This window comes from Aeromonas sp. RU39B, assembly GCF_900156095.1.
Classification (GTDB): Bacteria; Pseudomonadota; Gammaproteobacteria; order Enterobacterales; family Aeromonadaceae; genus Aeromonas.
Window position 1 is genome coordinate 137,047 of sequence record NZ_FTMJ01000008.1, and the last position, 13,659, is coordinate 150,705.

Genomic DNA, 13,659 nt, shown 5'->3' on the forward strand with positions numbered 1-13,659 from the left:
GAGTGCGAATGAATAACCCGCTGTTTTTCAAAGTATTGCATACCGATGCCCACTGTTTGCCAGTGATTGGACCGGTTTGCTGTGAATTTGCGGAGTAGATAGCAAAAAAACAGGCACCGCCGGGGTGCCTGTTGCATAGAAAATGTTCAGGAGAGAAGTTCCAGTCGCCAGCCCATTTCCCGGCAGTAGCGCTGTTCTTTTTCCAGATTCTGCATCAACAGACGATTTGCCTCGCACCAGCTTTCCGGTAGCGTCAGGCTGATGCTGTCACCCTCGGCACTGGCCGACAGTGGCGGCACCAGGTCGTCCTGGCGGCGGTGATGCAGTGCAACGGCAAGGCGCAGCAGGCGGATACAACGCAATACCGTGGTCTCGTCGTGGCTGGGTAGAGGGGGCATCTCATCAAGACGCAGCGCCTTGCGCTGGAAGCGAACCATTGCCGCCAGCAGGGTTTGATCCTCCTGGCTAAAACCCGGCAGATCGGTGTGCTGCAGGATATAGGCTGAATGGCGATGAATGCCGCTGTAGTTAATTGCCATACCGATTTCATGCAGGCGAGCTGCCCAGCCGAGCATATCCCGGTAGGGGGCTTGCTCTAGCGCCCAGGGCGCCTGCACCGCATCAAACAGCGCCAGCGCGGTTTGTTCTACCCGGCTTGCCTGACGCACATCGAGTCGATAATGGCGGGCCAGGGCATCTGCCGTGCGCTCACGAATGTCGTGGTGCTGCAGGCGCTCTTCGAATTCATAGAGCAGGCCTTCACGCAGCGCGCCATCTGAGTAATCCATCCGCTCAATCTTGAGTGAGTGAAACAGCGCCAGCAGAATGGCCACACCTGCAGCCAGCACTTCGCGGCGCTCGTCGGGAAGGCCGGCCAGCTTGAGGTGGCTCACCTTGCGGCTCTCCACCATCTTTTGGCGCAGCAACTCCAGGGCGCTGAGGGTAATACCGCAATCGCTCATCCCCTCTTGCTGCAGCACATCATACACGGTACGCACCGAACCTGAGCTGCCGAGGCAACTTTGCCAGCCCAGTGAGCGGTACTGCTCCAGAATCGGATCAAGTTGATGCTGGGCTTCCAGCATGGCGGCCGTGAACTGGCGGTCTGTTAATTTACCGTCGGAGAAAAACTGCTGAGTAAAGCTCACGCAGCCCATCTTGCGGCTGGTGAGCGCCAGCGGACTAAAGCCTTCGCCGATGATGATTTCGGTACTTCCGCCGCCGATATCCACCACCAGCACCTGACCTTCCACATGCTGGGTATGGGCGACCCCTTGGTAGATCAAGCGGGCTTCTTCCTGGCCGCTGATCACCTCGATGGGATGATGCAGCAGTTGGCTCGCTTGCAGCACAAAATCACGGGCGTTGCTGGCGCGGCGCAGGGTATAGGTACCCGCGATGCGCACATGGTCCGGGCGGATGTTGGCCAGCCGCTCGGCAAACAGCGACAGACAGGAGAGGCCGCGCTCCATGGCTTCGGCGCTCATGCGCTTTTGCGCATCCATCCCCTCGGCCAGACGCACCCGCTCCTTGATGCGGTCGATAATACGAAAGCGCCCCTCGCTTAGGTGGGCGATGATCATATGAAAGCTGTTGGATCCCAGATCCACGGCGGCGTAGAGACTATTGTCCACCGCTCTTCTCCTCAATCTGTTTGAGGTAGTCATAGATGGCAACCTGGCTGCGCAGTTTGCGCCGGTTACCACGCTTGACGTACTCGTTCTTCTGCTCGGCGTCGATCATACGGGCCTTGGTGGTGTCATTCCACTGCAGATCGAGAATATCGAGAATGCGCTGGCGCAGGCGATCGTCATAAATGGGGGTGCCCACCTCGATTCGACCATCGATATTACGGGTCATCCAGTCGGCGCTGGAGATGTAGATCTGCTGATTGCCCTTGTTGTGGAACACCATGACGCGCGGGTGCTCAAGGAAGCGGTCGATGATACTGACAACCTTGATGTTCTCGCTCAATCCCGGCACGCCGGGGCGCATGGCACACATGCCGCGAATGATCATCTGGATAGGGACCCCCGCCTGACCGGCGGCATAGAGCCGGTTGATAAGATCCCGGTCTACCAGATTGTTGATTTTTAGGAAAATCCCCGATTCTAGACCCGCCTTGGCATTGGCAATCTCGTTGTCGAGCATGCGATAGAGCTGGCGGCGCGAGTTGATGGGGGAGACCAGCAGGTGGTTGAACTTGTAGCGGCGGTAGGGGTATTCGATGTACTCGAACACGCTCTCGACTTCGGCCGTGATCTCCGGATGGCAGGTCAGCAGCGAGAAGTCGGTATAAATCTTGGCGGTGCGTTCATTGAAGTTACCTGTACCGATATGGGCATAACGCACCGGTTCGCCATTTTCCATGCGGGTGATAAGGCAGAGCTTGGAGTGGATCTTGAGGCTCGGCACCCCAAACACCACCCGCACACCCGCATCGGTCAGGATGTTGGCCCAATCGATGTTGGCTGCTTCATCAAAGCGAGCGCGCAACTCAACCACCACGGTAACCTTCTTACCGTTGTTGGCGGCATCAATCAGTGAGTGAATGATGCGCGATTTTTTGGCCACCCGGTAGATATTGATACGCATGGCCGTCACTGCCGGGTCGAAGGCGGCCTGACGCACCAGCTCGGTAAAGTGGTGGAACTTGTGATAGGGGTAGTAGAGCAGGATATCCCGCTGCTTGATGGCATCAAAGGCGTTGACGAAGCCGTCAAAATCCCGGCAATCGAGGGCCGGCAACTTGCCGTTTTCCAGATAGTCGCGCCCGACATTGGGAAAACCGATGAAGTCCTTGAAGTTGTGATAGCGCCCGCCCGGAATGATGGCGTCGTAGGAGCTGATCTGCAGCTTGAGCTTGAGAAAGCTAATCATCGCAGCTGGCATTTCGCGCTCATAGACAAAACGCACCGGCATGGCAGTCAGCCGCTGCTTGAGGCCGTCACTCATCTTGTCAACCAGACTCATATCGAGCTGATCGGACAGGTCATATTCGGCGTCACGGGTGAGCTTTACGGCATAGGCCGATATCTCGTCGTAGTTGAAAAAGCCGCGGAAGATGTTGTCCAGATTGAGGCGGATGATGTTGTCGAGCAGCATGATCTGCTTGCGGCGACGAGTGCCATCGGGCGGCAGCTGAATAAAACGTGGCAAATCGTCAGTCGGCACTTCCACCAAGGCGTATTGAATCACCTGACCCTGCTTTTTCATCTCGATGGCGAGGTAGGTCCGTTCGTCTTTCAGGAACTTGGCCGGGTTAACCTCTTTATTGAGCAGGATCGGGATGATATGGCGCAGCACCTTCTCTTTAAAGAAGATATCTATCCAGGTCTGGATCGGCTCTGACAGCTGGTTTTCGTTGACCAGGAAAATGTTGTGGCGCGCTAGCGCCAGCAGCAGTTCGCGATAGGTGGCATCGAAGGCTTCGCCCAGCGACAACACTTTTTGCTGAATGGCGCGCAGCAGCACTTTGGCCTCTTCGTCGCCACCGTGCTCTTCGTTAATCAAAATGCGGCGTTTGACATCTGAAACGCGCACCTTGAAAAACTCATCCTGATTGGAGGAGAAGATACCGAGAAAGCGGACCCGCTCAATGAGCGGCACCGTTTTATCCATGGCTTCCTGCAATACCCGTTCATTGAAAGCGAGCCAGCTGAGCTCTTTTTCCACGTACAACTGATCCGTGCTCATGATGTGCCTCTGTGGTGTGTTCGGCTCGTTATATGACGCTTTGATTACGCTTTAATGACGTTGGCTTAGTCCTGCTCTTCGCGGTCGATATCGATCATCAGATCGTCCGACAGGGATTCAAGCTCGCTCACCAGTTGCTCCTGACTGATACTGGCCGGCAGTGCCACCAGAGCATGAGCATAAAAGAGCGGAGCGCCACTGTGAGCGGCGGCTTCGCAGCCGGTGGTGAGATCGACCACGTTGACATCTAGACGGTGCAGTACGGTGGCAAGCTCATGGACGATGCCGGGGCGATCGTTGCCGGTCACGGTCATCAGCAGTTGCGATGATTCGTCGAGTTCGGCGCCATCACTGCCTTCCGCCAAGGTGATCTGCAGATCGGGCAGGGCGCTTAATGCGGCTTTAAGCGGCGCGACGGCACTCTCTGGCAATGCGACTTGCAAGATACCGGCAAACTGCCCTGCCAGCTCGCTCATGGAGCTTGCCAGCCAGTTGCCATTGACGTTCGTCACGGCGGCCGCCAGGGTTTCGACGATGCCGGGTCTGTCGGGACCGATAACGGTGATAACCAGTTGTTTTTGCATCTTATCCTCCATGTCATGCCACTCTATTGTGCCTGTGCGGCTCGCCCAGATGAAGCCACCACAGCGGAAAAAACCACCCAAGGTTTCGGCCTCAGAGGCCCTGATGGGCCGCCGGCGCGTCAATAACTGACAGGCCCATACCTACATGCTAAAGTATTGCGCGTTTTTTTCAGCCCAAATGTGATGTGGGTGCAGGAGGAGTGATGGGCCTGGTCTGGTTTGCCGTATTGTTGTTGCTAGTGGCGGGCTTGCTGTGGTGGATGCGTCGTGGAGGCAATCCCTCTCACTACCGTCGTGTGGAAAATGTACTGGATAGTGAAGAGTTGGCGCTGTTTGTGGCGCTCGGTGAGGCAGTTGAAGGGCAGGCCCGGGTATTGTGCAAGGTCAACTTGGCCAATGTACTGTCACCCTCCGATAAACTGGGTGCCCGCAAGTGGCAGCGAGCTCAGGATGAGCTGACCTGTTGGGACCTCGACTATGTGCTGATCGACCCCGAAGACGGTGCCCCCCTGTGTGGTATCGTCCTTGAGGAAGAGGAGGGCCATGCCGAGGATTTCAGACGCAAAGCGTGCGCCGCCGGTGGGCTGGCCCTGTTGGCGGTCCCTCCTGCCAATGAGTATGACGTCGATCATCTGCGCACCCAGCTGCACTACTATCTGGAGCCCGAGTTGGGGCTGCTCGAAGAAGACAACGAAGAGCCACCGGTTGTCGATGAGCATCACCACGATCGCGATTTTGGCAACGAGCCGACATTTGGCGCCATTTCGCTCGATGGCATCGATGTAGGCGGCCGGCGTGAACCGACGCTCAACCCGGTCCTGATTGATGAGGTTGAGGTAGAAGGGCGCTTGCCCGAGGTCAAACCGGTCAAGAAAGTGCATACCCAATGCCCGCGCTGCTCGTCCCCGCTGGTGGAGCGACTGGCACGCAAGGGGCCGCAGGCCGGTCAGTATTTCATGACCTGCACCCGCTTTCCCGAGTGCCGTTATGCGACCTTGACCGACAAACGAGTTAGTCATTGACTAGCGAGATAACGCCCCATCCCGATAGTTGCAACGTGCCATAAAGCGCGATACCGCCGCCATCGGGCAAAAGAAAAGGCCAGCATGACGCTGGCCTTTTGATTTCTGCGCGGGATTGTCGTTATTCCTCAGCCCAGTGGCGGGAGCGCTCAACGGCTTTCTTCCAGCCGCGGTAGAAGTTGTCACGTTGGGCAACCTCCATCTGCGGAGTGAACTCGCGGTCTACGCTGAACTTGTTCTTCAGCTCGTCAGCGCTGGCCCAGAAGCCCACAGCCAGACCGGCCAGGAAGGCTGCACCCATAGCGGTGGTTTCGATACGAGTCGGACGTACCACCGGGGTATTGGTCATGTCGGACTGGAATTGCATCAGGAAGTCGTTAGCGACGGCGCCGCCATCAACCTTCAGGGCAGAGAGCTTGATGCCGGAGTCTTCCTGCATCGCATCAAGCACATCACGGCTTTGATAGGCGATGGATTCCAGTGCGGCACGGATGATGTGGTTGCGGTTAGCGCCACGGGTCAGACCCACCATGGTGCCGCGAGCATACGGATCCCAGTAGGGGGCGCCCAGACCGACGAAGGCCGGAACCAGATAGACACCGTTGGTGTCGGCGACCTTGGTCGCGAAGTAGCTGGTATCGCGGGCATCGTGGATGATCTTCAGCTCATCACGCAGCCACTGGATGGTGGCACCACCCATGAACACGGCACCTTCCAGTGCGTAGTTCACGTCACCCTTGGGACCAACTGCCACGGTGGTCAGCAGACCGTTGTGGGAGCGAACCGGCTCGGTACCGGTGTTCATCAGCAGGAAGCAGCCAGTACCGTAGGTGTTCTTGGCCATCCCCTTCTCGAAGCAGAGCTGACCGAACAGGGCGGCTTGCTGGTCACCGGCGATACCGGCGATGGGGATACGCGAGCCACCACCACGAGTGGTATAGCCATAGACCGAGGAGGAGGGTTTGACTTCCGGCATCATGGACATCGGGATGCCGAGTTCGTCGAGCATCTTCTCGTCCCACTTCAGATCGCGAATGTTATAGAGCATGGTACGCGATGCGTTGGTCGGGTCGGTGACATGCACTTCGCCGTTGGTCATCTTCCAGACCAACCAGGTATCGATGGTACCGAACAGCAGCTCGCCGTTCATGGCCTTTTCACGGGCGCCTTCTACGTTATCCAGAATCCACTTGACCTTGGTACCGGAGAAATAGGCATCGACCACGAGGCCGGTGTTTTCACGGACATACTCTTCCAGGCCGCGTGCTTTGAGCTCTTCACAGATAGACGCGGTACGGCGGCACTGCCACACGATGGCGTTGTAGATGGGTTTGCCGGTGGCCTTTTCCCACACCACAGTAGTTTCACGCTGGTTGGTGATACCGATGGCAGCAATTTGGTCACTGTGCAGGCCGGTCTTGGCCAGTACTTCGGTAAAGACGGAGGATTGGGTGGCCCAAATCTCCATCGGGTCGTGCTCTACCCAGCCCGCCTTGGGGTAGTGCTGGGTGAATTCGCGCTGGGAGACGGCAACGATGTTGGCGTCCTGATCGAAGACAATTGCGCGGGAAGAGGTGGTACCTTGGTCCAGAGCAACAACGTATTTCTTATCTGCAGTCATGATGTTCTCCACGTTTATTGTAGGGGCTGCCACTTAGGCGGCAGCCTCTTTTTTGTAGGGGCTACTACTTAAGCAGCAACCTCTTTCTTGGATGCGGCGGTTTTGGCTTCTTCGGTGACGACACGGTTACCCGGTACGCACGGAGCCAGTACTTTCACGTAGAGGGCTGCGCCAATTTGAGCTCCGACGATCGGGCCAAGGATGGGCACCCAGAAGTAGGGGTTGTCACGGCCACCGGTCAGGGCCATATCGCCCCAGCCTGCCATGTAGGCGAAGAACTTCGGACCAAAGTCACGGGCCGGGTTCATCGCAAAGCCGGTGAGCGGGCCAAGGGAGGCACCGATAACGGCAATCAGCACACCGATCAGCAGGGCAGCAGCAAAGCCCTTGGGCGCGCCATTGTTATTGTCACCCAGCGCCAGAATACCGGTCATCAGCACAGCGGTGATGGTCAACTCGACAAAGAAGGCGTGCAGGTTGGACAGTTGCGGCTTGGCATAGGTCGAGAAGATCCCGGCGGTGCCGAGGCTCTCCTGGCTACCGCGCACCACATTGTGGGTGGTTTCCCACTCGGTGAACAGGCTGCCATAGAGGAAGTAGACCAGAGCGGCGAAGCAGAACGCGCCGGCTACCTGAGCCACGATGTAAGGAACGATTTTGCGCTTGTCAAAGCCACAGAAGGTGGCCAGAGCCAGCGTAACAGCCGGGTTCAAGTGGGCACCGGAGATGCCACCGGTTACATAAACGGCGATGGCGACACCGAGACCCCAGGTAATGGAGATTTCCCATTGCCCGAAGTTGGCGCCAGTCAGTACCAGTGCTGCGACACATCCCACGCCGAAAAATATCAGCAGGCCGGTACCAAGGAACTCGGCGAAACACTCGCCAAGCAGGGTGTTGGGTCTTTGTATGCTCATATCTCGTTCCTTTTATTATCTATCCACCATGGGGGCACACCCCTGACGTTCTAAGGTTTGTTCTAACGACCTTTTTGCCCGAAAACGCGACCTTGTATGTTGTTTGAGCGAGCTCAAACTTTATGTTCGTTTTTGCTCGTTTCCGGGATAGCGCAACATTACGCCCTCTGCATAAAAGCCGTTAGACCCCACGCGGTAGAAGTGTGCTCGAGATCGCACATGTTGCTAACAAAATGTGACCGCTCGCAAATATACCATAACGATATAACCCTAAGTGGGTAACAACACCAATGGTATCAAGGGCTGCAGCAATGGTATGACCAGTGATAATGTTATTAATTGTGTCACAAAACTGTAATATTTTGTTTCTGTCACAGTTTAAATGTTCCTTTCTGAACATAATGCGAGCGAATTCGAAGTGGTAATTGCTCGAATTCCCGGCTTGTCCGGTCTCGCTACAACACAGAAGGAACGTCATATGATGTTGGGTCTTTTCAAACCGGCGCCACACATTGCCCGGTTGCCTGCTGACCAGGTTGATCCGCTTTACAAACGGATGCGCTGGCAGATTTTTTTCGGGATATTTTTTGGCTACGCCGGCTACTATCTGGTTCGCAAGAACTTCAGCCTGGCTATGCCCTACCTGATTGAGCAAGGTTTCTCCCGGGGTGATCTCGGGTTTGCGCTCTCGGGCGTCTCGATTGCCTACGGACTGTCCAAGTTCCTGATGGGGAACATCTCGGATCGCTCGAATGCGCGTTATTTCCTCTCCGCCGGTTTGCTGCTCTCGGCGATCCTCATGTACATGATGGGAACGATGCACTGGGCGACGTCCAGCATCGGCATTATGTTCGTGATGCTGTTCCTTAACGGCTGGGCACAAGGCATGGGCTGGCCGCCCTGCGGTCGCACCATGGTGCACTGGTGGTCGCACAAGGAGCGCGGCAGTATCGTGTCGGTTTGGAACGTGGCCCACAACGTCGGTGGTGGCATGATTGGGCCACTGTTTATCCTTGGAATGGGCTGGTTTAACGACTGGCGCAGTGCCTTCTATGTGCCGGCCGCCTGCGCGGCAGCTATCGCCGTGCTGGCTTTTTTTGTGATGCGTGATACGCCGCAATCGATCGGCCTGCCGTCGGTCGAAGAGTACAAAAACGACTATCCGGCTGATTACAGTGCCGAGCATGAGAAGGAGCTTTCAGCCAAGGAGATCTTCGTTAAATACGTGCTCAATAACAAACTGCTGTGGTACATCGCGATTGCCAACGCGTTCGTCTACCTCATTCGTTATGGCGTACTGGACTGGGCGCCGACCTATCTGAAGGAAGCCAAGGGCTTTAGCATGGATAAAACCTCCTGGGCTTACTTCCTCTATGAGTGGGCCGGGATCCCTGGCACTTTGCTGTGTGGCTGGATGTCAGACAAGTTCTTCCAGGGACGCCGTGCACCGGCCGGCATCCTGTTCATGGCACTGGTGACTGTGGGCGTGCTGGTGTACTGGTTCAACCCGGCAGGTAACCCAACCGTTGATATGCTGGCTCTGATCTCGATCGGTTTCCTTATCTACGGTCCGGTCATGCTGATTGGTCTGCATGCTCTGGAGCTGGCGCCGAAGAAGGCAGCCGGTACGGCGGCAGGCTTTACCGGTCTGTTCGGTTATCTGGGCGGCGCGGTGGCAGCGAACGCTATGCTTGGCTACACCGTTGACCACTTTGGTTGGGATGGCGGCTTTATGGTGCTGACCGTTTCGTGCGTACTCTCCATCCTGTTTATTGCGCTGACTCTCAAGCACGATAACGAGATGGTTGCGCAACAAGCCTAAAAGGTGATGGGCGACCTATCTGCCCCACCGGTCTTGGGGTAGACTGCAAAGGCCTCAGTGATGAGGCCTTTATCAGTCAGGTTGGAGGAGCTCGGTGAAGCAGACGCAACGGCACCAAGAAATACTGGATGTACTTACTCGTCAGGGATTTGTGTCGACAGAGGACCTGGTCAGCCACTTTGATGTGAGTCCTCAGACTATCCGCCGGGATCTCAACGACCTGGCCGAGCAGAACAAGATTCGGCGTCACCACGGTGGCGCCTCGCTGCACTCCAGCACTGTCAATACCGCATATACCACCCGCAAAGTGATGCAACTTAAAGAGAAGGATCGCATTGCTCAGGCCGTTGCGGCCCATATTCCCGATGGCTCTTCCCTGTTTATCGATATTGGTACGACCACGGAAGCCGTGGCGCGTGCGCTGCTTGGGCACCGCGACCTGCGCATTGTGACCAACAACCTCAACGTAGCCAGCATTCTGACCGCCAAGGATGACTTCACGGTGATCATTGCCGGTGGTGAAATCCGCAATCGTGACGGTGGTATCGTGGGTGAGGCAACCCGGGATTTTATCGGGCAGTTTCGCATGGATTATGGCGTGATCGGGATATCGGGGATCGATCTTGACGGTTCACTGCTCGATTTTGACTATCACGAAGTGAAGATTGCCCAAGCCATCATCAAGTATTCCCGTCAGGTGCTGCTGGCGGCCGATCACACCAAATTTGGCCGCAACGCCATGGTGAACCTGGGCAACATCAACCAGATCCATGCCCTGTTTACCGATCAACCCCCTCCCGACAAGCTGGTTCGCATCATGGATGCCCACCAGATTGAATACCATGTCTGCTGATAGCTAGTAGCTAATCCATTCAGGCAGTGAACAGGGCCCGCAGCGATAACCGTTGCGGGCCCTTTGTTTTGCGAACGACGTAAAGGGATGCATATGTTGCCACACAGTTGATATGGTGTTACTCCAATCGGGGTGGAAGAGTCGCATTTTGATCACATTTTTTTCATTTCATGTTCGAATTACTCTTTTAATCTTCTAATATGAGCGAAAACAAACGCAAACGCGCATAGCGAATAGATAAAGAGCAAGAAGGTGAACATGAGCGAGCATTATGATCTGGTCGTCATCGGTGGCGGCATTAATGGCGTCGGCATTGCGGCCGATGCGGCCGGTCGCGGGTTGAAGGTCGCCCTCTATGAAGCCAGCGATCTGGCCTCGGCGACCTCGTCCAACTCCAGCAAGCTGATCCACGGTGGTCTGCGTTATCTCGAGCATTATGAGTTTCGTCTGGTGAAAGAGGCGCTGGCAGAGCGCGAAGTGTTGCTGGGCATGGCGCCTCATATCGCCCGTCCCATGCGTTTTCGTCTGCCCCATCGCCCCCATCTCCGCCCGGCTTGGATGATCCGTGCCGGCCTGTTTTTGTATGACAACCTCGCCAAACGTAATCGCCTCAAGGGTAGTGTCGGGCTGCGTTTTGCCAGCAGCGATGGACTCAAACCCGGTATCAACAAGGGATTTGAATACTCCGATGCTTGGGTCGATGATGCCCGGCTGGTGGTACTCAATGCCATGCAGGCCCGTGACAAGGGCGCCACCATCGCAACACGCACGACCTGCGTCGATGCCAAACGTGAAGGCAAACAGTGGCGAGTGACCCTTGAACGTGAGGGGGGGGAGCGCTTTACCGTCACGGCTGCCGGGTTGGTCAATGCGGCTGGTCCCTGGGTCAGGCAGTTTTATGATGATGCGTTGCATGAGCGCTCACCGCGCGGCATCCGCCTTATCAAGGGGAGCCACATGGTGGTGCCGCGGATTCACGAACGTGAAGAGGCGTACATTCTGCAAAACGAAGACAAGCGCATCGTGTTTGTGATCCCTTATCAGCAGGTTTTTTCACTGATCGGCACCACTGATGTGGAGCACAAGAGCAGCCCGCGCGACGCCAAGATGAGCGCCGAGGAAATTGAATATCTGTGCAAGGTGGTCAATGCTCACTTCCGTCAACAGATAACGGCGCAAGATGTGGTCTGGACTTACGCCGGTGTGCGCCCACTTTGTGATGACGAGTCGGACTCGCCCCAAGCCGTGACGCGCGATTACACTCTGGAGGTCAATGGTGCAGAAGGGGAGGCACCGCTACTCTCGGTGTTTGGCGGCAAACTGACGACCTATCGCAAACTGGCCGAAGCAGCCTGCCATAAATTGAACGCCTGGTATCCGCAGATGGGCACTGACTGGACAGCCAAGAGCCGTTTACCAGGCGGTGAGTTTGATTGCTCGGTCACCGAGCTGGCCCGTGCTTACGCACTGGAGTTTGACTGGCTGGATGATCGCAATGCACTGCGCATCGCCGAAGCGTATGGCAGCCATGCCCGTCTTTGGTTGGGGCAGCCCCGTGGCGAGGAGTTCGGTGCTGGATTATGCGAAGCCGAAGTGCGCTATCTGGTCGAGCGCGAGTGGGCAGTGACTGTTGACGATATTTTGTGGCGCCGTAGCAAGCTGGGTCTGCGTCTTGATGAAGCAGGCCGCCAGCGATTGGCGCGCTGGCTGGAGCGTGAACCTCATGTGCTGCCCAAAGCGAGCTGATATCGAGCTAAGCATCTAAAAACAGGCCCCTTTATGGGGTTTGTTTGTTTATATGATCCGAAGTGTTTGGCTGTAATATTTTATTTACGACTATTGTGTTTTGAGTGTAATGAGATTGTCGACTGAACTCTATTTACTGAACTAAAGAGGTGTTTTTGCGAGATAAGTTAGATTTTATCTTGCCAAATCACGCTGAGTTGGTATGGTGAGCGTCGGTTGCGTAGCTGTGAGTGAACGTAAGTAAACTTAAATTTACATCACCGCAGTGGTTGTCAGTTAAACGAGAGAGAGTTCACTCATGCACAAAGATGCCCTTACCGATATTCATATCCAGTCCGAGCAGGTGATGATCACCCCGGCCGAGCTCAAGGCCAAGCTGCCGGTGTCGGAGCACGCGCTGGCCTTTATTCAGCAAGCGCGCCATACCATCTCCAACATCATCCATCGCCGTGATCACCGCTTGTTGGTGATCTGCGGACCTTGCTCTATTCATGACATCGATGCAGCCAAAGAGTACGCAACCCGCCTCAAGGCGCTGCACGATGCATACCGTGACTCTCTCTATATCGTTATGCGGGTCTATTTTGAGAAACCGCGGACCACTGTGGGCTGGAAGGGATTTATCAACGACCCCAAGCTAGATGGCACGTTTGATATCGAGCAAGGGTTGCATCAGGCGCGTGAGCTGTTGTGCTGGCTTGCCGAGCTGGAGTTGCCGCTGGCTACCGAAGCGCTTGACCCCATCAGCCCGCAATATCTGGCAGATCTCTTCTCTTGGTCGGCTATCGGGGCGCGTACTACCGAGTCGCAAACGCACCGCGAGATGGCCTCGGGTCTCTCGATGCCGGTCGGGTTTAAGAACGGCACCGATGGTAATCTGGGTACTGCCATCAATGCGATGCGCGCTGCCTCTTCTTCCCATGCCTTTATGGGGATCAACCAGCAGGGACAGGTTGCGCTGCTGCAGACCCAGGGTAATCCGGACGGTCATGTGATCCTGCGTGGCGGCAAGGCGCCGAACTACGACTCGGTCAACGTGTCGCTGGCTGAAGAGGCGATGGAGCAGGCAGGACTGACTCCTTGCCTGGTGGTTGATTGCAGTCACGGTAACTCCAACAAGGACTACCGCCTGCAGCCCAAAGTGGCTGACAATGTGATTCGCCAGATCCAGGAAGGTAATAAAGCTATCATCGGCCTGATGCTCGAATCCCATCTGGACGAGGGCAACCAATCTTCCGAGCAGCCGCGTGAATGCATGCGCTACGGCGTCTCCATCACCGATGCGTGTATCGGTTGGGAGAGCACTGCTGAGCTGCTTGAGCGAGCGAACCGCGAGCTGGGCTCGGCGCTAAAAGCGCGTCGGCAGTCCGCCTGATGAATCCATAAAGTGGGCCGCCG

At 56.1% G+C, this 13,659-nt stretch carries 10 protein-coding genes; 5 read left to right on the forward strand and 5 right to left on the reverse strand.

Going from position 1 to position 13,659, the window contains the following annotated elements:
* Positions 1-146: 146 nt before the first annotated feature.
* From ppx to BW958_RS12510, 3 genes are all read right to left on the reverse strand, one after another.
* On the reverse strand, positions 147-1,634 hold the full coding sequence (ppx, locus tag BW958_RS12500) for an exopolyphosphatase (protein ID WP_076576080.1): 1,488 nt from the start codon (positions 1,632-1,634) through the stop codon (positions 147-149).
* The gene (gene ppk1, locus BW958_RS12505; RefSeq protein ID WP_076576081.1) at positions 1,624-3,696 is read right to left on the reverse strand and encodes a polyphosphate kinase 1; all 2,073 of its coding nucleotides are present in this window, start codon (positions 3,694-3,696) and stop codon (positions 1,624-1,626) included. The genes ppx and ppk1 overlap by 11 nt, the downstream gene beginning before the upstream one ends.
* A gap of 65 nt (positions 3,697-3,761) precedes the next feature.
* On the reverse strand, positions 3,762-4,280 hold the full coding sequence (locus BW958_RS12510; RefSeq protein ID WP_076576082.1) for a glycine cleavage system transcriptional repressor: 519 nt from the start codon (positions 4,278-4,280) through the stop codon (positions 3,762-3,764).
* 203 nt (positions 4,281-4,483) lie between these two features.
* Between BW958_RS12510 and BW958_RS12515 the strand changes: the two genes are divergently transcribed.
* The gene (locus tag BW958_RS12515) at positions 4,484-5,302 is read left to right on the forward strand and encodes a DUF2726 domain-containing protein (protein ID WP_076576083.1); all 819 of its coding nucleotides are present in this window, start codon (positions 4,484-4,486) and stop codon (positions 5,300-5,302) included.
* 121 nt (positions 5,303-5,423) lie between these two features.
* On the opposite strand, the gene glpK is transcribed toward BW958_RS12515, so the two are convergent.
* Complete coding sequence (gene glpK, locus BW958_RS12520) at positions 5,424-6,923, reverse strand: glycerol kinase GlpK (RefSeq protein ID WP_076576084.1); 1,500 nt, start codon at positions 6,921-6,923, stop codon at positions 5,424-5,426.
* Between the two features lie 68 nt (positions 6,924-6,991).
* On the reverse strand, positions 6,992-7,840 hold the full coding sequence (locus BW958_RS12525; RefSeq protein WP_076576085.1) for an MIP/aquaporin family protein: 849 nt from the start codon (positions 7,838-7,840) through the stop codon (positions 6,992-6,994).
* A 481-nt stretch (positions 7,841-8,321) separates the two neighbouring features.
* Between BW958_RS12525 and glpT the strand changes: the two genes are divergently transcribed.
* From glpT to BW958_RS12545, 4 genes are all read left to right on the forward strand, one after another.
* On the forward strand, positions 8,322-9,662 hold the full coding sequence (gene glpT, locus BW958_RS12530; protein ID WP_076576146.1) for a glycerol-3-phosphate transporter: 1,341 nt from the start codon (positions 8,322-8,324) through the stop codon (positions 9,660-9,662).
* Positions 9,663-9,756: 94 nt separating this feature from the next.
* Positions 9,757-10,515, forward strand: coding sequence for a DeoR/GlpR family transcriptional regulator (locus tag BW958_RS12535; protein ID WP_076576086.1), 759 nt, complete (start codon positions 9,757-9,759; stop codon positions 10,513-10,515).
* Between the two features lie 258 nt (positions 10,516-10,773).
* Complete coding sequence (gene glpD, locus BW958_RS12540; protein ID WP_076576087.1) at positions 10,774-12,261, forward strand: glycerol-3-phosphate dehydrogenase; 1,488 nt, start codon at positions 10,774-10,776, stop codon at positions 12,259-12,261.
* Between the two features lie 298 nt (positions 12,262-12,559).
* Positions 12,560-13,636 (forward strand): 3-deoxy-7-phosphoheptulonate synthase, encoded by a 1,077-nt coding sequence (locus BW958_RS12545; protein ID WP_076576088.1) that lies wholly within the window; start codon positions 12,560-12,562, stop codon positions 13,634-13,636.
* Positions 13,637-13,659 lie beyond the last annotated feature (23 nt).

Bases quoted from the DNA above. Each gene is read 5' to 3' on its own strand.
- BW958_RS12545 (WP_076576088.1), top strand. From the start codon at position 12,560: ATGCACAAAGATGCCCTTACCGATATTCATATCCAGTCCGAGCAGGTG.
- glpK (WP_076576084.1), bottom strand. From the start codon at position 6,923: ATGACTGCAGATAAGAAATACGTTGTTGCTCTGGACCAAGGTACCACC.
- glpT (WP_076576146.1), top strand. From the start codon at position 8,322: ATGTTGGGTCTTTTCAAACCGGCGCCACACATTGCCCGGTTGCCTGCT.
- BW958_RS12510 (WP_076576082.1), bottom strand. From the start codon at position 4,280: ATGCAAAAACAACTGGTTATCACCGTTATCGGTCCCGACAGACCCGGC.
- BW958_RS12515 (WP_076576083.1), top strand. From the start codon at position 4,484: ATGGGCCTGGTCTGGTTTGCCGTATTGTTGTTGCTAGTGGCGGGCTTG.
- glpD (WP_076576087.1), top strand. From the start codon at position 10,774: ATGAGCGAGCATTATGATCTGGTCGTCATCGGTGGCGGCATTAATGGC.
- BW958_RS12525 (WP_076576085.1), bottom strand. From the start codon at position 7,840: ATGAGCATACAAAGACCCAACACCCTGCTTGGCGAGTGTTTCGCCGAG.
- ppk1 (WP_076576081.1), bottom strand. From the start codon at position 3,696: ATGAGCACGGATCAGTTGTACGTGGAAAAAGAGCTCAGCTGGCTCGCT.